This is a genomic window from Bacteroides sp. MSK.18.37, from assembly GCF_019129155.2.
Lineage (GTDB): Bacteria > Bacteroidota > Bacteroidia > Bacteroidales > Bacteroidaceae > Bacteroides > Bacteroides ovatus.
On record NZ_JAHOIB020000001.1, the window covers coordinates 5,438,904 to 5,464,589 of the forward strand.

Annotated in this window: 18 protein-coding genes and 2 pseudogenes; 2 read left to right on the forward strand and 18 right to left on the reverse strand. The window is 42.4% G+C overall.

All coding sequences use genetic code 11. The annotated features are described in order from the left end of the window. Positions 1–8: 8 nt before the first annotated feature. From KSX81_RS20990 to KSX81_RS21060, 15 genes and pseudogenes are all read right to left on the reverse strand, one after another. Complete coding sequence (locus tag KSX81_RS20990; protein ID WP_004300183.1) at positions 9–1,604, reverse strand: RagB/SusD family nutrient uptake outer membrane protein; 1,596 nt, start codon at positions 1,602–1,604, stop codon at positions 9–11. A 4-nt stretch (positions 1,605–1,608) separates the two neighbouring features. Beyond that, positions 1,609–4,945, reverse strand: a pseudogene (locus tag KSX81_RS20995) (TonB-dependent receptor). A 144-nt stretch (positions 4,946–5,089) separates the two neighbouring features. Then, complete coding sequence (locus KSX81_RS21000; RefSeq protein ID WP_008776546.1) at positions 5,090–6,076, reverse strand: FecR family protein; 987 nt, start codon at positions 6,074–6,076, stop codon at positions 5,090–5,092. Positions 6,077–6,128: 52 nt separating this feature from the next. Continuing rightward, entirely contained in the window at positions 6,129–6,683 is a 555-nt protein-coding gene (locus KSX81_RS21005) for an RNA polymerase sigma-70 factor (protein ID WP_195443681.1), read from the reverse strand. A 242-nt stretch (positions 6,684–6,925) separates the two neighbouring features. After that, positions 6,926–8,236: an L-fucose:H+ symporter permease gene (gene fucP / locus KSX81_RS21010; RefSeq protein WP_004300178.1), complete on the reverse strand. Its 1,311-nt coding sequence runs from the start codon at positions 8,234–8,236 to the stop codon at positions 6,926–6,928. Positions 8,237–8,255: 19 nt separating this feature from the next. Further along, entirely contained in the window at positions 8,256–8,648 is a 393-nt protein-coding gene (locus tag KSX81_RS21015; RefSeq protein WP_004300177.1) for an L-rhamnose mutarotase, read from the reverse strand. A gap of 6 nt (positions 8,649–8,654) precedes the next feature. Then, complete coding sequence (locus KSX81_RS21020; protein WP_217725917.1) at positions 8,655–10,085, reverse strand: rhamnulokinase; 1,431 nt, start codon at positions 10,083–10,085, stop codon at positions 8,655–8,657. 17 nt (positions 10,086–10,102) lie between these two features. Further along, a complete protein-coding gene (locus KSX81_RS21025; protein ID WP_004308079.1) occupies positions 10,103–10,741 on the reverse strand; it encodes a class II aldolase/adducin family protein in 639 nt (212 codons plus the stop codon). Positions 10,742–10,870: 129 nt separating this feature from the next. Further along, positions 10,871–12,646 (reverse strand): L-fucose isomerase, encoded by a 1,776-nt coding sequence (fucI, locus tag KSX81_RS21030; protein ID WP_004303845.1) that lies wholly within the window; start codon positions 12,644–12,646, stop codon positions 10,871–10,873. 68 nt (positions 12,647–12,714) lie between these two features. Continuing rightward, entirely contained in the window at positions 12,715–13,710 is a 996-nt protein-coding gene (locus KSX81_RS21035; protein ID WP_004300173.1) for a GntR family transcriptional regulator, read from the reverse strand. A 177-nt stretch (positions 13,711–13,887) separates the two neighbouring features. Then, the gene (locus tag KSX81_RS21040; RefSeq protein WP_004300172.1) at positions 13,888–14,442 is read right to left on the reverse strand and encodes a 30S ribosomal protein S16; all 555 of its coding nucleotides are present in this window, start codon (positions 14,440–14,442) and stop codon (positions 13,888–13,890) included. Positions 14,443–14,548: 106 nt separating this feature from the next. After that, positions 14,549–15,850, reverse strand: coding sequence for a Na+/H+ antiporter NhaC family protein (locus KSX81_RS21045; RefSeq protein ID WP_004300171.1), 1,302 nt, complete (start codon positions 15,848–15,850; stop codon positions 14,549–14,551). 47 nt (positions 15,851–15,897) lie between these two features. Next, a complete protein-coding gene (locus KSX81_RS21050; RefSeq protein WP_032846867.1) occupies positions 15,898–19,056 on the reverse strand; it encodes an ATP-binding protein in 3,159 nt (1,052 codons plus the stop codon). A gap of 147 nt (positions 19,057–19,203) precedes the next feature. Next, positions 19,204–20,809: pseudogene (locus tag KSX81_RS21055) on the reverse strand (GAF domain-containing sensor histidine kinase). 499 nt (positions 20,810–21,308) lie between these two features. After that, entirely contained in the window at positions 21,309–21,836 is a 528-nt protein-coding gene (locus tag KSX81_RS21060) for a DJ-1/PfpI family protein (RefSeq protein ID WP_004303842.1), read from the reverse strand. 166 nt (positions 21,837–22,002) lie between these two features. On the opposite strand from KSX81_RS21060, the gene KSX81_RS21065 reads away from it, so the two are divergent. Further along, positions 22,003–22,353 carry a winged helix-turn-helix transcriptional regulator gene (locus tag KSX81_RS21065; protein WP_004300166.1) on the forward strand — a complete coding sequence of 117 codons (351 nt, stop codon included), beginning with the start codon at positions 22,003–22,005 and terminating at the stop codon, positions 22,351–22,353. Between the two features lie 29 nt (positions 22,354–22,382). Beyond that, positions 22,383–22,826 carry a GNAT family N-acetyltransferase gene (locus KSX81_RS21070; protein WP_004300165.1) on the forward strand — a complete coding sequence of 148 codons (444 nt, stop codon included), beginning with the start codon at positions 22,383–22,385 and terminating at the stop codon, positions 22,824–22,826. Between the two features lie 457 nt (positions 22,827–23,283). On the opposite strand, the gene creD is transcribed toward KSX81_RS21070, so the two are convergent. The 3 genes from creD to KSX81_RS21085 are packed head-to-tail and all read right to left on the reverse strand — an operon-like array spanning position 23,284 to position 25,559. Further along, entirely contained in the window at positions 23,284–24,636 is a 1,353-nt protein-coding gene (gene creD, locus KSX81_RS21075; RefSeq protein ID WP_004300163.1) for a cell envelope integrity protein CreD, read from the reverse strand. 26 nt (positions 24,637–24,662) lie between these two features. Further along, positions 24,663–24,959: a winged helix-turn-helix domain-containing protein gene (locus KSX81_RS21080; protein ID WP_004300162.1), complete on the reverse strand. Its 297-nt coding sequence runs from the start codon at positions 24,957–24,959 to the stop codon at positions 24,663–24,665. Continuing rightward, entirely contained in the window at positions 24,960–25,559 is a 600-nt protein-coding gene (locus tag KSX81_RS21085) for a hypothetical protein (RefSeq protein ID WP_004300161.1), read from the reverse strand. It lies immediately after the preceding gene. Positions 25,560–25,686 lie beyond the last annotated feature (127 nt).

Genomic DNA, 25,686 nt, shown 5'->3' on the forward strand with positions numbered 1-25,686 from the left:
GTTCCACATTATTTTACATTCGGATTGCAGTCCCACCATAAGCGGGTAGCGCCGTTATCTTCTCCATTGAGCTTTCGCAGGGCACCGAGCATATTTTCCGCATTCAGCTGATATTCTTCGGCAGGATAGGAGAGACGTCGTATTCCCAGTGTCAGGTTAGTGATTCCCACTCCCTTGTTGTCCATTATCGGAAGGAATTTAGGATACCCTGTGCGGCGATGTTCGCACCAGGCTTCAATGCCCAGAGGAAACATGGCAATCCATTTTTGAGTAATGATACGTTCCAGGTTTTCTTCGAAACGGGTATTCTCCTTGTCCTCGTTCCAGGCAATGGTGATGCTGCTCGGAGATTGGGCGCTGTATGTACCTCTCGGGTCTTTGTAAGCCCCTGGCACCAATGCTTTATTCTGGGAGTATCCGCTTGCTCCGCTTGCGCCCCATTGCTCAAAGGAAAGGGTGATCGCCTTCTCATATAGCTGTTGGGCATCTCCGCTCATTGCCCATCCCCGCAGGGCACCTTCGGCGCGAAGGAACGTGACCTCGGCGGCAGTCATCCACATATACGTATCATTGGCAGTCATCAAACGGTTGGAATAGGTTTGTATCAACTCGTCGTCCGTCACTTTGGAAGGAAGAATACCAATGCGTAGCCCATAGTAATCGGTATCATCCTGATACTTTCCCTGGGTGAAGTATTTTTCCAAACGCGGATCGTTATATCCCTGCATATAGGAAACGATTTCCGCAGCTATCCGGTAATCCTTCCAATCATTGAAACAGAGAGCCGAACGATTCTCCTCCACATGCAGTTGCGCGTTGTCCTCATTGTTCTCTATCACACCTGCGGCTACGGCTTTCTCGGCTATTTCCCTGGCCAGTTCCGGTTTCACATAAACGATACGCATGGCCATGCGAAGCTGTAACGAGTGAAGGTATTTATACCATTTCCGCACATCTCCATAATAAAGATTATCCAGTTTCTTAAATCCTTCCGCACTTAGACCTAGATTCTCCTTCAGAGCTTCATCTGCTTCTTCCAATTCCTTGAACATAGCCACATAAACCTCCTCTTGAGAGTCATAAGGAGCACTAAGGCCGTCACCTTCCGTTTTATCTCCCAATACTTTGGTATAGGGAATCGGCCCGAACATATCCGTAGACCGGTGCATGATAGCGACTCGCAGAATCTTGGCGAATGCCAGTGCGACGGGGTCATTGGTACGGTTGATAATATCCCGGTAGGAAGGATACATTTCCGAGATAGGATCGGAGAACGAAGCCTTCAGCCAGTCCGACTTGGGATTATAAGTCGAGTATTTTTCAGTCCAACCCACACGAGTCTCTCCAAAATAACGCCCGTAGGCTCCTCCGCACATCGCTTCCACAAATTGATAAAGATGCTCTTGTGTGGGGACCACCAATGCTTCCATGCTCTTTAGAGACGAGCCGATGATATGGTTTTCGCGCATCAGTTCATCCTGCGTTGTCTCGTAAGGATTACGATTGATATCCATATCGATACAACTTCCCGTCCATAGCATCAGCGTTAGCAGGTATGCCAGTCGGAGGGTTGCTTTTCTGTATTCTTTCATTTGAGTATTCATAGTTTTAGAAGTTAATCTTTACATTAAAACCAAAATTGCGTGTACTGGGCATCATGAAGTAGTCGATTCCCTGATAGAAATTGTTTGTTGTAGCAATCGCTTCCGGGTCGAAAGGTGCTTTGCAATAAATCATCCACAGGTTACGTCCCACTACAGAGACGTTGATGTCGCAGATATTACCCAACCATTTGCGGGGGATGGTGTATCCGATGTGCGCTTCCTGCAAACGCAGATTTGTGGCACTATACGTATAATATTGCGGCAGCCCGCTTGAGGTAGCTACAATCTCGTAATACTGCTGTGCGTTCACCCAGCTACGTCCGTTGACGAGTACTCCGCCACGGTCACGGGCGGCAGCAGATGCTTCGGATACGCCATATTGGTCGAGAGCAGCCTGTGTGGCTGAATAAACAATACCTCCCAGGCGGGCACTTAATTGGAATCCCGCATAAATACCTTTGTAAGAAAAGCTGTTGTTCCATGCCAGGTTTGCTTTAGGAAATACGCTGCCTAATTTGATGTCAGGTAGATTATCCGTTTTGGCGACATCCCCATTTTTGTCTATCTGGATATATCCTTTATCGTCACGTATGAAGTCGGCATTCGTGTACAGGTCTCCCAGTGTGCCTCCTTCTTTCAGGATAAATTTGGTATATCCCAGTCCTTTTAGTTCAAGGCGGTCTTTGTTGACGATTTCTCCGGTTTCGGGATGCACATAGTCCTTAACCAACTCCACAATTTTGTTTTTATTCCAGGAGAAAGTGAAATTACTGTTCCATCCGAAGTCGCGCCATGTATGTCCGTAAGAGAGTAGCCCCTCGACACCGAGATTGCGTACATAACCGGTTTGCACATAAAGAGTCGAATAGCCGGAAGACACGGTGATTTTCGGGTCGAATGTCTGGTTATAGGTATTGGCATAGTAGAATGAACCACTGACTTTGAAATCCTTGAAGAAAGTTCCGTCCACACCTATTTCCCAAGAGTCGGTACGTTCCGGTTTCAGTTTGCCGATAGGATAATGGGTTTTGGCGTTCCAGTCCTGTTTGGTAGGGTCATAGCTGTAAGTCGGTTGTACCAGAAAACGCGGGTAGGGGGTACCACAGAACTGAATGATCCGCGTACTTTCAGGTAATCAATCGCTTTGGGTAATGTCACCATTTCGCTGATTACTGCCGAAAGACCTACCGATGGATAGAAGAAAGAAGTAGGATTCGAGCCTTTCAACTGGGAAGCCCAGTCGTTACGTCCGGTCAACGTCAGGTACAGCATGCTTTTCCATCCTATTTCCGCACTGGCAAAAATAGACTGCGTCATTTCTTCCCAACCCTCCTGTGTTGCCCGTTTCTTGGCATTATCCAAATCAAATACATTGAATACGTTGGGCACTCCCGTGTCGCGAATCGGACCACCGTAACCCAGTAAATCACTGGAGTTGTCGCTCAATGAAGTACCGGCATTGACTACTACCGTGAAGTCGTCAATGCGTTTATTGATATTCACCATGAAGTCGGCATACGTCTGTGTCTCGTTCACCTTTTGGATGGTGTAATGTCCCTGGGTACTACCTTCGGTCAGTGTAGAGATCGTACTTGCGTATAGCTTTTGCTGATAAGTATTGTCGGTGTTATCCACGCGGATACGTGCCGATACATTCAGCCAGTCCAAAATGTCGTATGTCAGTCCGGCATTCAGCATATAAGGCTTTTTCTCATTCGTGCGGACGTTTCGGTAAGCAATCCAGTAAGGATTCTGCATACGCAAATCCCCTTCACCTTGCGGCCAGTAAGCCACATTGATTTTACGTGCTTCGTCATAACGTTCGAAGGCTTTTACTAGAGAAAAGTCATCGCCGCGTGGAAACAGGTAAGCCGAAACCAATGGATTGGAATAAACTCCCTGATTGGTCATGTTGCGGTCATTTTGTATGATATAACTGGCTCCTACATCCAATTTCATCTTGTCATTCAGGAAATGAGTCGTATTGCGAAATGTGAAATTATATCGGTTGTACCTATTGTTCGGAATCATCCCTTCTGAATTGACTGCTGCGGCAGAAAAGAACGTTTGGTTCTTGTCCGTACCTGTCGAGAGGGTGATGGAGTTGCTGTAAGCCGCTCCCGTATCAAAGAAGTCGGTGGGTTCATATCCTGTTTGGTTGGCCGGATTCAGTTTAGGCCCCCAACTTAATATGGGAGAACCTTCCGCATCGCCCCGTGTACCGGTTCCATATCGATTCTGAAACTTGGGCAATACAAATGGGTTCATAAATCCATGCTGCTTGAGAAAGTAGCCGACAGTTTTCCTATCTGTCCCCGCTTGGTAGTCACTACAATAGCGCCGTTGGCAGCGTTGCTGCCATACATTGCGGCTGCTGCCGCACCTGTCAGGAAAGAGATGCTTTCAATATCGTCGGGATTAATATCCGCAATGGCTTCCGTAGCACCTTTGGAGTCAAATTCAGTACCGCCTCCACCGCCGAAGTTATACATCGGAATACCGTCAATGACGTATAGCGCATTACTGCTCTGCTCGATAGACTTTGTACCACGCATCACCACTTTACTGGCACCTCCCACACCGGAAGAAGAAGCATTAATGACAACGCCGGCAGCCTTTCCGCTCAAACTGTTGATAAAGTTGGCGTCTTTTATTTCCGGCATCTTGTCTGCTCCGATTTGCTGGACGTTGTAGCTCAATGCTTTTTGCTCGCGTTTGATGCCGAGAGCAGTTACTACAACTTCCGATAGCTGTTGCGTATCGGCTGTCAGTTGAATGCGGTAATTATTCTGGTTGGTGACTTTAATGCTTCCTGAAGTATAACCGATATAAGTAAATGTCAGTGTATTTCCGGTGGAAGCTTCGATCAGGAAGTTCCCGTCGATGTCTGTGATAGATCCGGCGGCAGTGCCTTCCACTTTGATGTTCACTCCGATCAAGGGATCGTTGTTTTCATCAACTACCTTACCGGTGATCTTTTTGGTCGGGTTGCTTTCTTTCTTTTGTTCCGGAATAATCATGATATATTTCTCTTTCAGTTGATAGGTGAAACCTGTACCTTTGAGAATTTGAGCGAGCGCATTTTCCAACGAAGCCGCCTCTATATTGAGGGTGATGGCCGGTTTGTTTTTCAGTTGGGAATCGTTGTAGCCTACGGACATGCCGGATTGTTTTTCAACTTCTTTCAGTGCTTCAATCACAGATATACTATTCTTTTTAATAGTGATTTTAGCACCATTTTGTGCAAGGGAAACTGTTGTGGCGAGCATCAAACAGAAAAAAAGCATAAAACTTCTTCCCTTTGTCTTCTTGTCTACTATAAATTTATAAATTTGTAGCATTTTCTTAGTATTAGGTTATTGACTAAATTATTTCGAGGTAATTTGTAGAGTAAACTCTAATATTGGGAATTCAGATTTCATATCCGGGACGGAGTGAGGCCTCTGTTCCGGGTATTTTTTTGCATGGCATATAAGGTTAAAAAGTTATATTCTTGTCAGATAGCACTTGTCTTCTACTATTCTATAGTCCATTTGTCCGACCACGTTCACGATGATTTCCATCACTTCTTCGAGTGGTGCGTTGTCCTTGAAACGAAAACTGAACCTGTCGTTTTTGAGGTTCTTGATACTATATACAAAGGCATAAGGATATTTTCGCTCCAATACGTTGATGATGTCCGTCAGCGTCATCTTTTGCAGAACCAGTTCTCCGCGTTGCCAGGCTGTCACATCGTCCATATCCGGATTGGAGAGATCATATTTCTTATTGTTTCTGTTATAGGCAAACTGTTCGTTGGGATGGAGAATGACACTTGTTGTCAGATTGTTATAATCTACACGGATACTGCCTGAAATGAGGGTCGTTGCTATTTCCTGGCTTTCAGGGTAGGCAGATACATTAAATTCCGTACCCAACGCAGTAATCTGTAAATCATTGGATTTCACGATAAACGGACGTTTTTTGTCCGGCTTAACCTTGAAGTTGGCTTCGCCTAACAGGAATACACTACGACTATCTCCGGTAAACTCGTGCGGATATAAAAGTGTACTTTTCGAGTTGAGTTGCACTTTTGTTCCGTCGGGCAGCGTCAAACTTCTCATTTCTGCTATCGGAATATATTGCTGTAACAAGTCGGTTTCCGCTTTTGTGCCTACAGTCGATAGATAGACCGAAGAGGCAAGCAGGAGGAATAAGATAGCGGCTGCGGATTGCCATATATGTATTGGGCGAATTCTTCTCTCTTTGGGTACGGTTGGAATACCTTCCTGTTTTTTCAGGCGCTCGTAAGACTTCTGCATTCCTTTCACGTTTTTTTGCCGTTGCGCTTTGTTCCATAGCTCTCTCAAAGCATCTTCTTTCTGGGATGCATGATCCTCATCTACCAGCCATTGATAGAATTCATTTTGGGTAGCTTCCGGATAGTTATTGCCGGTAAATAATATCAGTATTTTCTGAAAAAAGTTCCTCATTTGCGCTGTTCTTTTTAGTGGTTACACTATTAGCACAATCGAAAATGGGGGATTACTTAAAAGAAACACAAGAAAAATGCAATAAAAATAGTTTTTTTATTTCGAGCAGGGTCAGATAGATTTGGTGTTCCACAGTTCGTACGGAAATATTGAGTGCTTGTGCTATCTCCATATTACTCATATTGTTGATGCGGCTCATTTCAAAAACTTTTCTGCGGCGTTCGGGAAGGCGGTCGAGAATTAGGCGGATGATTAATAGTGCTTCTTTATAATAGATAGGGTCGAGAGTATCTTCGGATTTTAGTAAGTCTTCGATTAGATATTTCTGCGATAATTGTTCCTGATAGGATTGTTCCAGTCTTTTGCGTTTGATGAAATTGAAAGTTGTGTTTTTAGTCATGGCGTAGATATACTGGCCTATGTCTTTGTTTTCCAGCCAGACCTCCGGTTGTGTCCATAATTTAGCGAACACATCCTGAATGATATCTTCTGCGTCCTCTTCAGATTTGAGCAAGTTTATAGCGAAATATTTAACAGCGGAATAGTGCGTGGTAAATATAATTTCGAATTGGCGGGCTAGATGAATAGGGTCTTGGTTTTGGCTCATAGGTTTATCAGGTCTGTTGGTATGAGACAAATGTATGTAAATAATTCAACAATACTAAGAAGCCAAGATTAGTATGCGAAAAAGGAAACTAAAAAAACGACTTCAAGTTCTGTGTTTTTATGAACTCTTAACTGTGAAAAGGAAAAAAATAGTGACGCTATCCAGTAGGGATGGCGTCACTATTCGAGTGAGATGGTGACGGTATACCAATGTGATACCGTCACTATTTTTAGATATGTATTTTACCAGTTTCTTTTCACTGTGCGGTAACCGTAGCCGATAATTACAAGAAAACAGATGAACGGAAGAATAAATGAAACATTGACAGCCGGTAACCACGCTATTTGTTCCAAATCAATGATGCTTGCCTGTAGCGGTGGAAGAACAGAACCTCCCAGGATAGCCATAATAAGGCCGGCAGCTCCGAACTTCGCATCATCTCCCATACCTTTCAAGGCAATACCGTAGATGGTAGGGAACATCAATGACATACAAGCCGATACTGCTACCAGACAATACATTCCGAAGATATTTTGAAGGAAGATTACACCTAAAGTGAAAATACCTCCAAAGATAGCAAGAATCATCAGCAATTTACCCGCATTGAGATAGCGCAGAATGAACGTACAGATAAAACGGCTAATACAGAATATCACCATTGCTATGATATTATATTGTTGAGATAGTACTTCCGCACTTTTCTCGTCCATACCTTGTGACATGAACAAGCGTGTTCCATACTGAATGATGAAAGTCCAGCACATAATTTGTGCACCTACATAGAAAAATTGGGCAATCACACCTTCACGATAACGCGTTTGGGTGAAAATACGTTTCAGTGTAGGGAAGAAGTCTATTCTATGATTCTGATCTCCATTCTTAGGCATCTTGACGAATCGTATCAGAAGCAACATGGCTACGATAATCAGTCCGATAATGAGATAAGGAGCAATCAGGACGCTAAGGTCGCTTTCTTTGATTGCTTGAAATTCGCTGTCGTTAAGCAATGCGCGGTCTTCGGTACACATCGGATGCAATTTCGCTTGAATGAACTGCATGGCTACATACATTCCGAGAAGTGACCCCATCGGGTTGAAAGACTGTGCAAGGTTCAATCGCCGGGTAGCTGTTTCTTCCGTTCCCATGGAAAGAATATACGGATTACAGCTTGTTTCGAGGAAAGATAATCCGCAGGTCAGAATAAAATAAGCAATCAGAAACGGATAGTACTCACCCGTCATTTTGGCGGGGAAGAATAAGAAGGCTCCGAAAGCATACATACCCAGTCCTAACAAAACACCTGCTTTGTAGGAATATTTGCGGATGAAGATGGCAGCCGGGAAAGCCATTGCAAAGTAGCCTCCATAGAAGGCAACCTGTACCAATGCCCCGTCGGTGGCACTCATCCGGAAGATTTTAGAGAATGCCTTTACCATCGGATTGGTAATGTCATTGGCAAATCCCCATAACGCAAAACAGGAGGTAATGAGAATAAAAGGTATAAGATAACTGATGCCATCTTTCGAAATGATGGACTGCTTGGTGTGTTTCATGGTTGTTTCTGGTATTTTTTTAAGTATTATACAAATGGAACATTCTTTCCATCGGTTTCCATTTCTCTGCGGAACTCATTCCGGGTGCGGCTTGTTGGAAGATAGCCATATATTCTTCCCACTCTTGTTGGCGGGGAAGGGTGTTCAGGCGTTCCATTGCCGTGTCCCAGTCAAAATCAAGGGGAGTTTCGACGATCATAAACAGTCGGGTTCCCAGGATATAAATTTCCATTTCCAGGATGCCAACTTCCCGGATACCGGCAAGAATTTCCGGCCATGCTTCCGCCTGGCTATGTCTTTTCCGATATTCGGCGATTAGTTCCGGAGAATCGCGTAAATCAAGGGTTTGGCAATATCGTTTGACGGGAACGTCATAAGATTGAACCTGATAACCGGTTTTAGATGTTTCCATATACTTTTATTTTTTAGGATAATATACTTGTGGTGTAACGCTGTGAGTGACAATTTCCCGCAATTCACGAAGATTGGCAATTTCTCCTTTAGCCATTGCCTGCGTCAGAATGTTTCCCATTGCAGTGGCTTCCACCGGACCTGCATAAACAGGAATACCGAGTTCGTCAGCTGTCAGTTGGTTGAGTAACTTATTTTGTGATCCTCCTCCGATGATATTTAACTGACGGATTGGAGCGGGGAGGCAACGGTTGAGCTGTTCCACAGCCAGCCGATATCTGAAAGCTAATGACTGGAGCACACATCGTACAGTCTCTGCCTTGTTTTGGGGAATTTGCAAAGCATGATTCCGGCAATAATGAATAAGCGCATTCTCCATATTTTCCGGATTCATGAATATGGTGTCGTCTACAGGGATGATTGTATCAATCTCGGCTTCGGCTGCTTGCGGGATGATTATATCATAATCTTGTTCCTCGCCACACGCTTTCCACTCGCTCATCAAGCGTTGCAGAATCCATAATCCTGTTATATTCTGGAGGAAACGGATTTTGCCGTCTACACCTCCTTCATTGGTGAATTGAGCTTTTCTTGCTTCTTCCGTTAATATGGGTTCGTCCACTTCAACTCCCAGTAACGACCAAGTGCCGGAACTAAGGAAAGCGATAGGACTTTCTGCAGCAGGAACAGCAGCTACGGCACTGGCTGTATCATGTGAACCTACGGCAATAACGTCTACGGCACCCAGTCCGGTTTCGCGTGCAATATCCTCTTTCAGAGTGCCTCTGATTGTTCCGGGAAGAATGATTTTACCGAACAGATGTTCGGGAAGACCTAAGCTATGTATGGTATCGAATGACCAGTTGCGTGATTTGGCGTTGAGTAATTCAGAGGTGGAGGCGATACAATATTCATTATTGGCTACCCCTGTCAGGAAATAACTGAAGAGATCGGGCATGAATAAAAGTTGCCGGGCAACTTCCAACTGTGCATCTTGATTTTGCTTCATGCTGTAAAGTTGAAACAGCGTATTGATAGGCATCACCTGAATACCGGTTTCGGCATAATGTCGATGTTCATCCATGCACTTGAATACTTCTGCCGGCATTCCCTCTGTTCTTGCATCCCGGTAACAGACTGGATTTCCTAATAGGTTTCCATGTTTGTCAATCAGTCCGAAATCCACTCCCCAAGTGTCAATACCAATACCTTTTACGGCATATCCTTTTTGTGCAGCCAGTTTTAGTCCGGTTTTCATATCTTCGAACAGAGCCGGGAAGTCCCAGTAAATATGATTGCCTAGTTTGACCTGCCGGTTGGAGAAGCGGTATATCTCTTCCAATTCCAGCCTGCCGTTAAGAAGAAAGCCGGCGATGATTCGCCCGCTGCCGCCTCCGAAGTCTGCTGCTAAATAAGTGTGTTTGATGGTATCTTTCATGGTAATATGCCTGGATATTAGTTGGTTTTCTTTCCTAATACGTAGATTTCCAGGTCTTCAATTTCTGCCGGTGTGAGCACTGAATAATCACCGCCGGATTGAACAATGATGCGACAAGCCATTTCGAAAAAAGTAGCCCGTTCATATACTTGGTCGAAGTCTTTTCCGCACACCACTTGTCCGTGGTTGGTCAGTAAAACCGAGTTATGCTTTTGCATGGCTTCTACCACGGCTTTCGCCAGTTCCGGTGAGCCGGGACGATAATACGGAATCACAGGTATTTCTGAACCTACATGGCAAGGAATTTCTGCTGTTACGTTGAAATTTGCCGGCTTGTTCTTCATGCAGGAGACAGCGGTGGCATATTCCGATTGGAAATGGAGAACGACATTGACGTCCGGACGTTCACGGAGAATACCCAAATGGAATGTACTTTCCATAGAGGGTTTTACACCATTGGCAGGAATGCCGCTGGCAATATGGCAGATTGAAACCTTTTCTTTGCCAAGTGTGGGAACCCAGGAACCCGTACCGGAAATCAATGCTTCTTCGCCGATTCTCCAGGAAAGGTTACCGCTGCTGCAAAGCATTAACTTTGCATCCCCGTAACGATGTGCTTGTGCAATGAACTGTTCAATATGTTCGTTAGTAATCATAGTCTTACTTATTTAAGTCGCTGTAGGGGGCGGGGCTATCCCGACATTTGTTATGTGTCGGGTGGGGGACCCCGTCCCTACGAACGGCAAAGTTAAAATATTTATTTATACAGGACGAAAAAAACTTGTTTATTTATAAATAGGACCATAAGTTGCACAAGCTCTGTAATCTGATCCTTCTTTGTCCATGCCGAAAGCATTCCAGGCAGCCGGGCGGAACATCTGATCTTCTTCTACATTGTGCATGCATACCGGGATGCGGAGCATGGAAGCAAGAGTGATTAAGTCCTGGCCGATGTGTCCATAGCTGATGGCGCCATGATTGGCTCCCCAGTTATTCATGACTGAATATACGTCTTTGAAAGCCGGTTTATCACACAAACGGGGCACAAACCAGGTGGTAGGCCATGTCGGGTCTGTACGCATATTGAGTTTCTGATGGATTTCCGGATCAATTTCCACTGTCCAACCTTCTGCGATTTGCAGGACAGGGCCTAAGCCTTTAATCAGGTTGAGGCGCATCATGGTAACAGGCATTCCGCCTTTTGACAGGAAGTTGGACGAGAAGCCACCCCCACGGAAGTAGTCACGGTCTGCCGGATACCAGGTCGTTGCTTTGAGACAGTTCTCTACATCAGCGTCCGTCAGGTTCCATGGTTCTTTCATAACCGGATTGCCTGCTGCGTCTAATGATTGGCCGGAACCGTCGAGAGTCGTTGCACCGGAATTGATAAGATGGATGATACCGTTTGCTGCCAATCCGCTCAACTCTTTGCCGGTTACACGTTTCACGGCTTCAGGACTCCAGTAAGTACGTACGTCGGAGAATATTTGTGCACGGTTGGTCAATAGATGTCCGAACAACATGGCTACACCGTTGCAGGCATCATTTTCGGTAGCTACCACAAATGCTTCACGGATACCATTCCAGTCAAAAGAGGTATTGAGTAAAGCTTCCGGATAGTCACCGTTAGGATAGAAGTCTGTCCATTGGCGTTGTCCCTGGAAACCGGCTGCAATGGCATTGTGTCCCAAAGCCTCTTCCTTGAATCCCATTTCTTTCAATTTGGGATTTCCGGTCATCAAGTCGCGCATGATAATCGTCATCTTTACAATGAATTCCCAATCAGCATCTTTCTGTTCACGGGTTTTACGTTTTTCAGGACGGTTCTTGAAGTCTTCACCTTCGTTTGTCTTGCAATTTTTTTCAGTCCAGGCCATGGCTTTGGCGTATTCTTCGTGGTCATAGATGCCTTCGTCCATTCGACGGATGATTTCTGTGAGGTCTATTGACTCATTACGCATTCCCAAATACTCCTGGAAGAAATCAGGATTAACGATAGAACCGGCGATACCCATAGATACACTACCCATTGACAGGTAAGATTTCCCTCTCATCGTAGCTACTGCCTGTGCAGCACGTGCAAAGCGAAGAATCTTTTCCGATACATCTTCAGGGATTGTGTTGTCGTCCAAATCTTGAACGTCGCGTCCGTAGATACCGAATGCGGGAAGGCCTTTTTGTGCGTGTCCGGCAAGTACGGCAGCAAGGTATACAGCTCCCGGACGTTCTGTGCCGTTGAATCCCCAGACAGCTTTCGGATAATGCGGGTTCATATCCATCGTTTCAGCACCATAGCACCAGCAAGAAGTGACGGTAATGGTAGAGCCGACCCCTTCTCTTTCAAACTTTTCCGCACAAGCGGCACTTTCGGCTACGCGTCCGATCGTGCTATCGGCTATAACACATTCTACCGGACTGCCATCACCGTTTTTCAGGTTGCTGCTGATTAACTCGGCTACTGCTTTTGCTAAATTCATTGTTTTCTCTTCAAGGCTTTCGCGAACGCCACCCTGGCGACCATCGATTGTGGGACGAATCCCGATTTTCGGATACTTTTTCATGGTTTCTATCTATTAAAGGATTAATTAATATCTGTGCTGAACTGTGCTGATGTCTTCGCAAAAAAAAATTAAAGTGACTTTCGAAGCCTTACTTCCGTTGGTAAGAACTTCTGAACCGGTACATTATTAAGAACGAAATTGGCCGCTTCGTTTCCCATCATTTCCCAATCAATACTCAATGAGGTTATTCCTTCGTCAATCACTTCGTAGGAAGGAATATCATTATACGCTAACAGACCGAAATCTTTTCCGCATTTCAGCCCTTCCAATCTTCCTTGTTTCACCACTTTTACTACATCTTGTTGCTTGATGGCGATATAGGCAACTCCCTTACGTACGATCAGATTCTCAATATCCTCCTGTATTTCACAGAGGAATCCTTGCTCCTGACAGAAACGGGTAAAATACACCTTACTGCTTTGGGGATGTTTCAGGCTTTTGGGAAACAAAAAAACGAGCTGGTGATAGTTCTTCAATCTTTCCTTGAGCAGATTCAATGCCTGATAGAAAAATTCATCAAAATCCTGGCAGATATATGAATACTTTTCTTTTTCGAATTTGCCGAAATCAAGGAGTAGTAATCTTGAAGGATTAATTTTATTGAGAACAGTGCTGAATTTTTCGTTATCGAAATTCATCACGATGTATTTGTTGTATTTCCCGATGGATTCCCGGAGGATCGTATTGAACAACCGTTCGTTGTATTGATGAAATAATAAGTCTACCTTATAGTTGATAGGCAGATGTCTGACGAAACTGTTATATAAGGCTTCTTTGAAAGGAGTATATTGGTCGAGCAGCAATAAGACATTGGTCACCTGGCTCGTCACATAATAACCCTTGCCGGGAGTGGAGTCGATCAAGCCTCGTTCGCGTAAATCAAGGAAAGCCTTGAAAACGGTGTCGCGTGATACTCCGTATTGAGCACTCAACTGATTGATGGAAGGCAAAGAATCTCCTTCAAGAAATTCTTTTCTGGAAATCGCCTGGCTAAGTGCGTCCGCTAGTTGCGTAACCTTGCTTGCCTGTTGTCCGAATGTTGCCTTTTTATCAATTCGTTTCATATTCGAAAAATAAATAACACTATGCTGAACTATGCTGATGCAAAGAAAGGCATTTTATTCTGAACGGAATAAATAATTTGATATGTTTTATAGCAGAAAACAATAAAAAAATCCCCTCCGGCGGACCGGAGAGGATTTATAGCTTTTCCTGATTTCTTGTTCGGAATCTGCTGAAATTTATTCAGCAGCAGCTTCTGTTGCAGGAGCTTCTTCAGCCGGAGCTGCGGCAGCTTCTTCTGCAGGTGCTTCAGCAGCAGCTTTTTCGGCAGCTTCAGCAGCTTTCTTTTCAGCGAGTGCTTTTGCTTTCACTTCGTTGATCTTCTTTTCTGCTTCCAGACGTGCTTTTGCTTCAGCTTTCTTAGCTTCGTCTTGTTTAGCCTTCAAAGTAGCCAAACCTGACTGTTTGTTGTTTTTCCAAGCTTCGAATTTAGCTTCAGCTTCTGCTTCTCCGAATGCGCCTTTTGCTACACCGCCCAGAAGATGTTTCTTCATGTAAACTCCTTCACGAGAAAGAATGTTACGTACAGTGTCACTTGGTTGTGCACCTTTCAGTACCCATGCCAATGCAGCGTCGAAATTCAAATCTACTGTAGCAGGATTGGTGTTAGGGTTGTAAGTACCAATCTTCTCAATAAATTTACCATCACGTGGTGCTCTGCTGTCTGCAATTACAATTGAATAGAACGCGTAACTTTTACGTCCGTGTCTCTGCAATCTGATTCTAGTTGCCATTTTAAATAATTGTTTTTAATGATTGATTTGAATTATACTATTATCTCGTAATAGCAGGCACAAAGATACGGCTTTTCTTTTGATTGACAAACATTTCGCATCTTTTTTACGAATACCGTTTCGGATAGCGGAACAAAATTGCTAGCAGGGCGCATGCTCCCATTGTAAACGGATAGTAGAGATTTCCGATGATACTGATGGGGGAGATACTGGCAAGTCCCGCTGCAATCAGCATCTGCGCTCCGTATGGAATAATCCCTTGTATCAGGCAGGAGAAAGTATCGAGGATACTGGCTGTTTTTCTTCGGTCGAGATGGAATTTCACGGCAATATCTTTGGCAATCGGTCCTGTTGTTATAATGGCAATTGTGTTGTTGGCTGTACATAAGTTGGCGATACTTACCAGGGCGGCAATGCTTAGTTCGGCTCCTCTTTTACCATTGACGTGGCGGGTGAGTTTCCGGATAATGAAATCGATACCACCGTTATAACGGATGGTTTCGAGCATCCCTCCGGCCAATAGAGTGATAATAATCAGTTCTCCCATTCCTGTAATTCCCGTTCCCATGGCACCAAACCAGTCGAAAATTCCAAAGCTGCCGGTCGCGATGCCAATGATGCCACTTGTCAATATACCTATTATGAGTACGAGCATCACGTTCATTCCGGCAATGGCTGTTCCTAATACTATTATATAAGGTATAACTTTGATCCATTCAATGGTCTGTGTTTGGGCGGGAGCGGTAATGGATAGTCCCTGAAATATGTAAATTCCCAACACAATGATGGCTGCCGGGACGACAATCATAGAATTTACACGGAATTTATCGCGCATTACACATTCCTGGGTTTTTGTCGAAGCGATGGTGGTGTCGGAGATAAAAGATAAGTTGTCTCCGAAAAAAGAACCGCCTACTACGACGGCTACCATAAAGGGGAGAGCTATTTCTGTCTTTTCTGCCAGTCCTACGGCAACGGGAGTAAGGGCGACGATAGTTCCTACGCTGGTTCCGATGGATAAAGAGATGAAACAGGCGGCAATGAAGATGCCTGCCAGTAACAGGTTATCCGGCAGAATATGCAGTGTCAGATTGACAGTGGCATCGATTGCTCCCATTTGTTTCGCACTATGAGCAAAGGCTCCGGCAAGAATGAATATCCATATCATCAGGAGGATATTTTTATTGGCAGCTCCCACGGAGAACTGATAGATGCGTTGGTCTAGTTTCAATCCTTTGGTAATAGCAATGGCGTAGCAGGAAGAAACAAGGAAAGCCACCGTGATAGGCACTTTATAAAAGTCGTTGACAAGAATGGAAGTTACCAGGTAAAGGCATAAGAATACGAGCAACGGACTTAATGCCCACCAACTTCCGGTGCGGTTTTTATGTATTTTTTCTTCAGTCATAAATGGAATATGTAGATATTCGTTTTTTGCTTTCGGTTCTCTGTCTCTTAAAGTAAAATAATACGCTTTTGCATGATTTCCGTCAGTTGTGCTTTCAACAGGCGGGCATTGATAGGTTTAGGCATATAGCCGTCAAAACCGCTTTCCATCACCCGTTGTTCATCCGAAGCGTATGCAAAAGCCGTAATGGCGATAATAGGTACCTTGGCAGAATATTTGCGTATTTCTTTAGTTGCCTCGTAACCGTCCATGACCGGCATATTGATGTCCATCAATATAATCTGCGGATTATATTGCTTGAACATTTCCACCGCCTCTTGTCCATCCCAGGCATGAATTAATTGATACTCTCCCTTTAGTATGGATGCGAACAGTTTGTAGTTACTTTCATTATCCTCGGCAATCAGAATGGTAAACTTGTTTTTTTCTATACTTATCGGCTGAATTTCCTCTTTTTTTATGCTTTCTTCTACGGCTATTGCGGCTTTATATGGCAGCGTGAACCAGAATGTTGAACCTTTGCCCTCTTCCGAGTCTACTCCGATGGTACCTCCCATGTGTTCTACCAGAGTCTGGCAGATAGAAAGTCCCAGGCCGGTGCCTTGTTCGAAACTATTTAATTTGACGAAGCGTCCGAAAATGCTCTTTTGCTTGTCTTTGGGAATGCCACAGCCAGTATCGCTGACATAAAAATAGATCTCTTTGCCGCGGAGTTCATAACCAAAACGAATGTATCCTTCAGTGGTGAATTTGATGGCATTGCTTATCAGGTTGATGAGCAATTGTGACAGCCTGTTCTTCTCTGTATGGATAAAGCAGTTTTTCTCTGCCAGATGGCAGGTTAACTGTACTTTTTCAGATTTTATTTTTAATTGTAATGAGCTCGTTAACTCGTTCAGCATTTTGTTCAAGTCTATGTTGGAATATTGAAATTCCAATGTTCCGGCTTCAATCTTTGATAAATCAAGAATGTCACTGATTAATTGCAATAACAAGGTATTATTGTTTTCAATGATGCTCACATATTCCTGCTTTTCCTCTTCCTCGTCTGTTGAAGCCAATATGCCGGAGAAACCGACAATAGCGTTGAGGGGAGTACGGATTTCATGGCTCATATTGGCGAGGAAGGCAGACTTCAGACGATTGGATTCTTCTGCCCGGTCTCTGGCTGTGGTCAATTCCATTTCCATCTTTTTCCGTGTGGTGATGACTAGTGAAGAACCGACCAGGGTGAGCGGCTTGCCGTTTTCGTCACGGGTCTCTACAGCGGCTTGAGCTTCCACCCATTCGATTCTGTGAATGTTATTCTGTACATTGATAACCCGGTATTCTTCCCTGACTTTATCCGATCGCCCTTCTATCAGGTCATCATAGGCTTTTTCTACCCGTTTACGGTCTTCTTTGAATATCTTTGAGAAATATTGGGAATCGGGCACTGCCAATTGTTCTTCATTCACGTCTTTATCGTTTGTGCTAAGCTCAATAGGCCTATTGATGTCGCAAAGTATGGTTTTGCTTCGCAAATCCCATTTCCAAGGCACGATATTGGCTACGTCCAGTGCCATTGCCAGTTTATTGTTGGTAGCACTTAGTTTTTGTTGTGCTTTGTGTAGTTCGGTGCTGTCCAGGCAGAAAATATCGACAATATTGTTGTGGTGAGTTCCTTTTAGTACTACATCATAGAAGGTGTCTATCTGTTTGAAATAATAGGGGAAAGTGATAGCCTTGTTTTCCGCAAGTGACATTTTGGTGAAATGCAGGAACTCCGGCATGGATTCAGGGAATATTTCACTGGCTTTCTTGCCTACTACATCTTCTTTACGGAAAAAACTTTTCTCGAAATGAGCGTTGACATTCCGGTATACAAGTTCTATCGGGGTACCTTCTTCATTCATGATTAACTCTTCTTGCATATACAATATAGGCATATTGTTAATCAGGTTTTTGTAAGAAGTCATTGTGTCAATCTCTTTCTGTTGTATTTTCTTGAGCTTATTCAGATGACTGATGCGGTATTGGAAGAATAGGGCAAGCAGTATGAAGCAGACTATGGTTCCTAAAATAAAGTATCCGTACTGTTCCCAAAACGTAGGCGGCTTGTTAAAGAAAATAGTGCCCGGTGGACATAAGTATGGCGACATTCCTTTACGTAGCAAAACATTGTAGTTGATAGTCGGAGCGGCATCTGAAGGCTCGTAAAAAGGTATCTCGGATGCTTGTTTGCCATTCAATATTGATTGGATCGTTTGTATGATTTTCTGGCTGTATACATGTTGATCGTAGATGTATCCGCCAATTATTCCTCCTGCGTTGTCCTTGATTGTCATCATCCCAAGGCTGAACAGAGGTGCGGAAGTCGTTGAGACTAATAGGTGTGAATTTGTAACTAGCGAGGTGTTGCCGGCAAAGGTGTGTTTGTAAAACCATGAAGAGAAAAGTATTCCTGTTGTTTTAGGATCAACGGTGTAAAGGGTGTCCAGTAAATGATTGGTTTGCATCTTCCGGGGCGATATGAATTGATAATTGATGTCGGGATGGCTCTTTTTCAATTCTTGTTTGATAACCATATTGTAAGTCTGGTTGTTTTGCCGTTCATCACCGATAAATATGAAATTTTTAATATCGGGAGTCATTCGGCAAATCAGGTCTATATTTTCTTTAATATAGAAATTGGAATGTAGGAAAGTGAGATTGTAAGGCTGCGCCATATCTGCAATCGGGGTTCTTGCAGTCAACTCAACAGGCTTCTTTTGGAGATAAAATTCCTTCGGGCCGATGTAATCTTCTTCAGCACATAGTATAATCGGAATATTTCCCCACATCTTTCTGAAGTCGTCCCGTAATATCATGCTGGAGTTTCCGAGTAATATCAACATACGCGGAGAATGTCGCTTGTATTTTTCCAGAACTGCCTGTCTGAATTCATTCAAAGTGGAGTCTGTGTCCATCATTAGCATGTTCATGTGTTCGGTATAGAGTGCTAATTGAGGCGAATTCTGGGCATATTCGGTAATGGCTGAAATCATTCTGAAGCTCCAGGGAGCTGCTTCTGTATATGAATTAATGATTAAAAGATAATTTGACGAGTTCACTGAATCTTTTTGAGCTAGAATCGGTGATATGTAGGAAAAAGCTAATAGACAGAAAGACAAAAATAATTTTATTATATATGAGTTAATTATTTTGGTTTGAAAAAGAGTTGTCATTTTAAATTTAATTTTCTGGTGGCTTATTAAGTTTATGCATTGGCAAAAGTATTAATAATAAATGAATTAAACTTGATTTTGACCATAAAAAATGAATGAAAAAAAGACTTCAGGTCTTTTTCTGATTAACGGGCTTTTTATTCAATTTTATAGGGATACGCTTTGGTAGGGATGAGTAAACCAAAAACGCGAGCCGGTTCCCATCTCGGATTCCACTCCAATAGTGCCGCCGAGATGTTCGATAATGCTCCTGCAAATAGACAGCCCTAAGCCTGTGCCTTTTGAGAATGAATTGAGTTTCACAAAGCGGTCGAATACCCGGTCTACTTTGTCCGGTTCAATCCCCATTCCTGTATCAGCTACGGAAAATTCAATTTCACAGGTATCTTCTTTCAGATGATATTCAAGAAGAATCTGTCCCTTATTTGTAAATTTGAGGGCATTGTTGATAAAGTTTGTGATAACCTGCATCAGACGTTTCTTGTCAGTATAGATATAAAAATTGGGTAGGGTGGGGGCTAGTAATACAGGTACCGGCTTATCTTCTTTTATATCATAATTGCGTATGATATCTTCACAGAAGCTCTTGATGTCCAGATAATCCATGGTGAAGTCGAGTGTTCCGGCTTCTATTTTTGATAAGTCGAGAATGTCGGATATCAGTTGTAAAAGAAGTTCGGTGTTTTCTTGCATGATATCGACATAATCCTGGCGTTCCTTTTTGTCATCCGATTCGACCAGTAAACTGGCAAAGCCGACAATCGCATTGAGCGGAGTACGGATTTCATGACTCATATTGGCGAGGAAGGCTGATTTTAAGCGGTCCAGGTTTTCCGCTTTTTCTTTGGCTATCCTTAGTTCTTCTTCTATTGTTTTTTTGGTGGTCAATATCAACGCTGGTAATCACGTGTGCCATCTGTCCGTCTATCCAGGCAAATGCTGCACTGAATACCCGGAACCAACATTTGTCGAACGGGCGTTGGTAATCCCAGGAATATACCTTGGTTGGCAGCCCGTTTTCATCTATCAAATGTTTCTTAGGACAAAACTCACATTCTCCGGTTTTATCTTTATATAGAGCCTGCCAGCATTTTTTTCCTTCAAAGTGTTCGATACCTCCATAAGGAGCGGCCATAGATTCATTGGCATATAGCATATCATGGGAATCAAAAGAGTTTACGTAGATGTCAACCCCCATATTATTCATGATGCTGCTTAACGTCTTGCTCGCCCGTACTTCTCTTTCTTTATATTCCCGCACTGCTATTTCCTTGGAGAGGGAGCCTAAAATGAGATGAATCATTTGCAGTTCTTCATCGGTGAAAGATATTGCATGTTCTCTGTCTCCAAATCCGATGAATCCGATAATTTTTCCTTCGGAGTCTTGAATTTGCCGGATTAGTAATGAATCGACTTTATAGAAATCCACGATGTCTACATCATCCCAAGAAGTATTTTGGTTTCTGCAAGCATAAAAAGGTTTGTTCTTTCCATTTGCACGGACAACATGTTGATTGGTCATTTCGCTGATTTCAAAACGTTGTCGCAAAACGTTGTCGTTATTTCCGACAGTTTCCTTTAGATAGAAGTAGCGAAATCCGTCAGTTTGATAAATGAATCCTCTTTTAAAGCCATAGTATTCGCAAATATCCGTAAGTGATTCTGTGATTTTTTTCTCAATAGAGTCACAGCTATTCAGTCTTTCTAAAAAATGAAGTAAAAATGCATTGTAATTCTCTCTTTCTCTAATCATATTGTTTTAGGCATCTTGTTTGGTTATTTAAACTCGGAAGGAGTATGCTGTTTATCTCTTTCAAGTCTTCAAGCTGCTAATATACGGACTTTTAAAAAATGATGAACGCTGTTTCAGATTTTTTGTAATGTTCCGTTTTTCTTTTTTTTGGTACGAAAAGAGAATGTGATATATGATATTTCTCTTGGATTTTAGTTAACTAACAATAATCATTTGAGAAATAAAGGAGTGAACACTTGTGCGGATTTATTGAATTGAATAATGATTGGGGAAGTTAGTCGGTCATTGAATTTTTTGAATCTGTAAGTGATTGATTATTAATGCGCAATAAATGTACATTTTTCCTTTAAAACCAACGGGTCGTTCCTTTAAAAGAAACGACCCGTTGTACACCGAGAAACACACTGTTGCTTTTAAAGGAACGTGCTTTTTCATCTTCGGATGCGTAGATTAATATAATAATGTTTATATTTATTGTTTTATATCTACGTTGCAAACATTATTTTAATGCTTCGATAACCTGTGGCATCATTGTCCAAATGGTGTTTTCATCTTGAGCAGTAAAAAAGTTGCCATCTATCTCTGATTTCTTATCGGTAGCTGTTCCGTTTTGAATAGCTGGTTTAGCTAATGGGTGAACTGCTACTTTCTTCCCTTTGGTAATTCCGGTAAAGTCAAACATCATTGCACCGGCACAATGTCCGATCATCATTTTCCCTTTATCTCCGAAAGTTTTAATGACTTGCATCAAATCTACGTTATAGGGTTTATCGGCATTCTGCTGAAATACAGGTACTGCATCCCCACAAGAGAAAACGAGTGCATCGAATTCATCTTCGTGTCCCTTCAAATTAGTGATCACATCGTCTGCTGTCAGGCTGATTTCTGAATTTGTTTTAATCTCCTTCGTATCCGATACGGCAAATACTTTATATGAAATGCCATTCTCGAAAAACGCTTCCAAATATTGGAATAATCCACAACCATTTACCGGATTCACTGCTAAAACTGCAACTTTCTTTGCCATAATCATAATTATTTAAATGAAACAATAGTTATTATTAGTAAGTTTATTACTTTTGTGATGCAAATGTATCTTTCTAGTTTGAGAAATGCAATAACGTACTTGAAAATAAGGAAGTTACATAGAGGTAACTATTGTTGGAACTCAATAAAATACAAAACGTTAAAGAATGAAAAACTTTCATCCGATAGGAAATTGTCCGATAAGAGATGTGCTTAGCCGCTTGGGAGACAAGTGGTCGATGCTGGTGCTTATTACGCTGAACGCAAACGGCACCATGCGTTTTAGTGATATTCATAAAACGATAGAAGATGTTTCACAAAGAATGTTGACTGTAACATTGCGTACTCTGGAATCAGATGGATTGGTTGAACGGAAAGTATATGCTGAAGTACCTCCCCGTGTGGAGTATTGTCTGACAGATACGGGTGGCACTTTGATTCCTCATATTGAAGGACTGGTGGGATGGGCTTTGGAGAATATGGATACTATTTTGGACCACAGACAAATGAGTCGGTAACATTTTTATTTTATGATAAAATAGATAATATGGAGATAAAGCTAGTAACTTCAGATAAAAAAGAATTTCTCGAATTATTACTCTTGGCTGATGAACAGGAAAGTATGATTGACCGGTATTTGGAGCGCGGCGATATGTTCGTTCTTTATGATAACGGATTGAAAGCTCTTTGTGTAGTGACTCGTGAAGGGGAAGGTATTTATGAAATCAAGAATATTGCTACCGTTCCTTTCTTTCAACGGCAGGGGTACGGAAAACGTTTAATCGAATTTTTATTTGAATATTATCAGGGAAAGTGTTCTGAAATGTTAGTGGGTACAGGCGATGTACCTTCTTCCAGATCTTTTTATGAACACTGTGGTTTCACGGTTTCTCACCGGATAAAGAATTTCTTTACTGACAACTACGATCATCCGATGTATGAGGATGGTGTGCAGTTGGTGGATATGATATATTTGAAGAAAACATTTTAGTGTGTAGTGAGTGAAGGAAGTTCAATCGTTTGGATGAAATAAAGAATTTTGTTTGTTTATGTTACTGTATGAATGAACGGCTTATTTATAACCTCCTATTGTATGAAAACGTGTTTGTCAATTTTTACAATTAAAGACTACGTTCTTAATAAACGTACTTTCGGTTTATAATAAACTTTTTGATAGTTTATTATAAACGGTATCAGAGTTTATTAAAAACTATTTTGAGTATTTTTAGAGATTCTATAGAATGAGTTAAGTAAAAATATAAACAAAATAGGGCAATGATCGTTAGATCATTGCCCTATGATATATCTGTATTAATACTAAAATGTATCAGTTTAAAGGTCCTTTATGTCTCTATTTTTCCTAGATTTTTCATTTCTCTTATTGCTTTTGTTTTCTCAAAGATACAAAATAAAAAGCCATTTGTCAAGTGTTTCAGAAGAAAAGCCGATTATTCATTAAACCAGTCTATTTTCTTTGAAAAATACATCACTATTGCCAGAATGATAAACAGTCCTAAGCTGCCTGCCAATAATGCGAAAGTCTCCAGCTGGATAAGAACAAAGATATAAATATAGAGTATAGCCAATAGGCCGGACATGATTAATGATGGTTTCTTTTTCTTGGTAATTCCGAACATATAGCCGCCTACCAGTATAATAGTCAGTGCAGAAGATAACAAATAGGCCGGGTTGAAACCGACGTGCTCGGAGAAAGAGAGGAGCAGGCTGTAGAATAGACAGAGAGCTAGTCCTACCAATAAATACTGCAAGGCATGAATACGGGTCTTGTTCATGATTTCAGTGAAGAAGATCACTCCGAAAGTCAGTAGGATAATCAGAATGGCATACTTTGCGGAGCGCATGGACTGCTGGTACTGTTCCACCGGAATTTTGAAATTCACACCGAAACTGGAGTTTTCAATATCTTTGATGTTCGAGGTGTTGTAGTCAGCCATCACCTGCGAATAATTCCGATTCAAGTTTAAAACCTGCCATTGCGCGGAAAATTCCTTCTCCGTAATATTCCGGTTGTTAGGCAGATAGTTTCCGGTAAAGCTCGGTGTATTCCAGTTGGCTTTCAGATCTACACGGGTTGTTTTACCCAACGGAATAAAGTTGAGTGACTGTGAACCTTTCAGTTTGATTTTTATTTCATAAGGGAGTTTTTTATTCTGCTTCAATTCCGACAAATTAGCGATCGCATGAACTCCGGTATTATCTATGCCTCTGTTGTCCATACCCGGCTCGAAGATGTAAACTGAATCTCCCAAAGTGATGCTGATTTGTTCGCTGATGCCACGCATATCGGTCAGATTCAGGCAAATAGCTGCCCTGTCAAACTGCAGCTGTTCCATATCTATTCTGCTCTTTTTCAATTCTTCCGAACTGAATGACCCTTTCAATGTCAGTTCCGATTGATATACATTGACCTCGTAGATACTTCTTTTCAGAATTTCAGTCTTTAGTTGTCCGCTGACCATAAGCTCATCGGGAAAAAGTATCAGGTCTTTGATAGAAACCTTCTTCTCGCCGTTATTTTCAATGACGACCGGATACTGGAGATTCAGGTAGGGGCCCGTGATGGTCTGTGCCAGACTCCATTTTTCACTTACCTCGTCGATAGCTTCTTCCTGGGTTCGTCCCCGTTCGGAAATAAGATTTTCAATCATGAACATCGGTATCATCAGGAGAAGAATTAATAATCCGATGATGACAACCTTGATTGTTTTGGAGAAACGGTGGAGACATCCCATAGGTTGCTGCACCTGTTGCTCATTTGAATTTTCATTGAAACCGTCCATAAGCCAGTAGTGTTTTGATGAATTATTTATTTTGATTTTAGAAATTTCTCTAAAGCTTCAATATGAGATTTGAAAGCTTCTCTGCCTTGCGGGGTTGCTTGAAAAACAGTTCGTGGCTTTCGTCCAACAAAACTTTTGTTACATACGATATATCCCAGTTCTTCCAGGGAACGGGTATGGCTGGCAAGATTGCCGTCTGTCAGAGAGAGCTGCTCTTTCAGAAAATTGAAGTCGGCTTCCTCATTTACCATCAGAATAGCCATGATACCGAGCCGGACCTTGCTTTCGAATGCTTTATTAATATATTGGAATGCTTCTATCATTTATGATCTCTTTCTTTCGTAGTGTAAATAGAACAATATGCCATAAAGAATATGGAAACCGCCGAAACCGATGGTCCAGAACAGCAGTGAATGACCTTCCCAAAAACAATCTACGACTCCCAGGCAAATGAAAGCATATCCTAACCATACGATACTGGAGTAAGTGAACTTGGATACGTTGACCAGTGCTAGTCCGTAAAATAAAAGCATGACGGAAGCCAGGATGTCATAATACTCATGCATCATGATGGAGATGCATAAAACACCTCCGGTCAGCATCGGAAGAGAAAAGTTCCACAATGCCCGGTAGGTGAGGCGGCTGAAAAATTTCTGTCCTGTCTTCTTGGATTTATAATAGGACAGGATGCAGGCGGTGACCGCAGCTGCTACCAATACGAGCGAAGCTATAATAACCATTAGTTCGAGAGCAACAATTAAATGTGTGCCCGGGGTAATAACTTGTGTAGCGATGTATGCGCCAGCTAATGCGTAAATGCCCGCCATGATTGCAGCGAGACCACTTAGAGAGATAAACTTGGACGACTTTTCCATCAACTCTTTTATCTCATTTACCGATTCTAATGCTTTATCTTTATCCATATAAAAAGTACTTTGTGATACAAAGTAAAATAAAAGATTTCAGATGAACAAACTTTTTGCCTGAATATTTTAATGATAAATATTTGAATGGTATGATAAGGCGTTAATATACAGTTGTTTAATGGGT

Bases quoted from the DNA above. Each gene is read 5' to 3' on its own strand.
- KSX81_RS21050 (WP_032846867.1), bottom strand. From the start codon at position 19,056: ATGACAACTCTTTTTCAAACCAAAATAATTAACTCATATATAATAAAA.
- KSX81_RS21085 (WP_004300161.1), bottom strand. From the start codon at position 25,559: ATGGATAAAGATAAAGCATTAGAATCGGTAAATGAGATAAAAGAGTTG.
- KSX81_RS21035 (WP_004300173.1), bottom strand. From the start codon at position 13,710: ATGAAACGAATTGATAAAAAGGCAACATTCGGACAACAGGCAAGCAAG.
- KSX81_RS21015 (WP_004300177.1), bottom strand. From the start codon at position 8,648: ATGGAAACATCTAAAACCGGTTATCAGGTTCAATCTTATGACGTTCCC.
- KSX81_RS21060 (WP_004303842.1), bottom strand. From the start codon at position 21,836: ATGGCAAAGAAAGTTGCAGTTTTAGCAGTGAATCCGGTAAATGGTTGT.
- KSX81_RS21040 (WP_004300172.1), bottom strand. From the start codon at position 14,442: ATGGCAACTAGAATCAGATTGCAGAGACACGGACGTAAAAGTTACGCG.
- KSX81_RS20990 (WP_004300183.1), bottom strand. From the start codon at position 1,604: ATGAATACTCAAATGAAAGAATACAGAAAAGCAACCCTCCGACTGGCA.
- KSX81_RS21005 (WP_195443681.1), bottom strand. From the start codon at position 6,683: ATGAGCCAAAACCAAGACCCTATTCATCTAGCCCGCCAATTCGAAATT.
- KSX81_RS21070 (WP_004300165.1), top strand. From the start codon at position 22,383: ATGGAGATAAAGCTAGTAACTTCAGATAAAAAAGAATTTCTCGAATTA.
- fucP (WP_004300178.1), bottom strand. From the start codon at position 8,236: ATGAAACACACCAAGCAGTCCATCATTTCGAAAGATGGCATCAGTTAT.
- KSX81_RS21065 (WP_004300166.1), top strand. From the start codon at position 22,003: ATGAAAAACTTTCATCCGATAGGAAATTGTCCGATAAGAGATGTGCTT.
- KSX81_RS21020 (WP_217725917.1), bottom strand. From the start codon at position 10,085: ATGAAAGATACCATCAAACACACTTATTTAGCAGCAGACTTCGGAGGC.
- creD (WP_004300163.1), bottom strand. From the start codon at position 24,636: ATGGACGGTTTCAATGAAAATTCAAATGAGCAACAGGTGCAGCAACCT.
- KSX81_RS21045 (WP_004300171.1), bottom strand. From the start codon at position 15,850: ATGACTGAAGAAAAAATACATAAAAACCGCACCGGAAGTTGGTGGGCA.
- KSX81_RS21000 (WP_008776546.1), bottom strand. From the start codon at position 6,076: ATGAGGAACTTTTTTCAGAAAATACTGATATTATTTACCGGCAATAAC.
- KSX81_RS21025 (WP_004308079.1), bottom strand. From the start codon at position 10,741: ATGATTACTAACGAACATATTGAACAGTTCATTGCACAAGCACATCGT.
- fucI (WP_004303845.1), bottom strand. From the start codon at position 12,646: ATGAAAAAGTATCCGAAAATCGGGATTCGTCCCACAATCGATGGTCGC.
- KSX81_RS21080 (WP_004300162.1), bottom strand. From the start codon at position 24,959: ATGATAGAAGCATTCCAATATATTAATAAAGCATTCGAAAGCAAGGTC.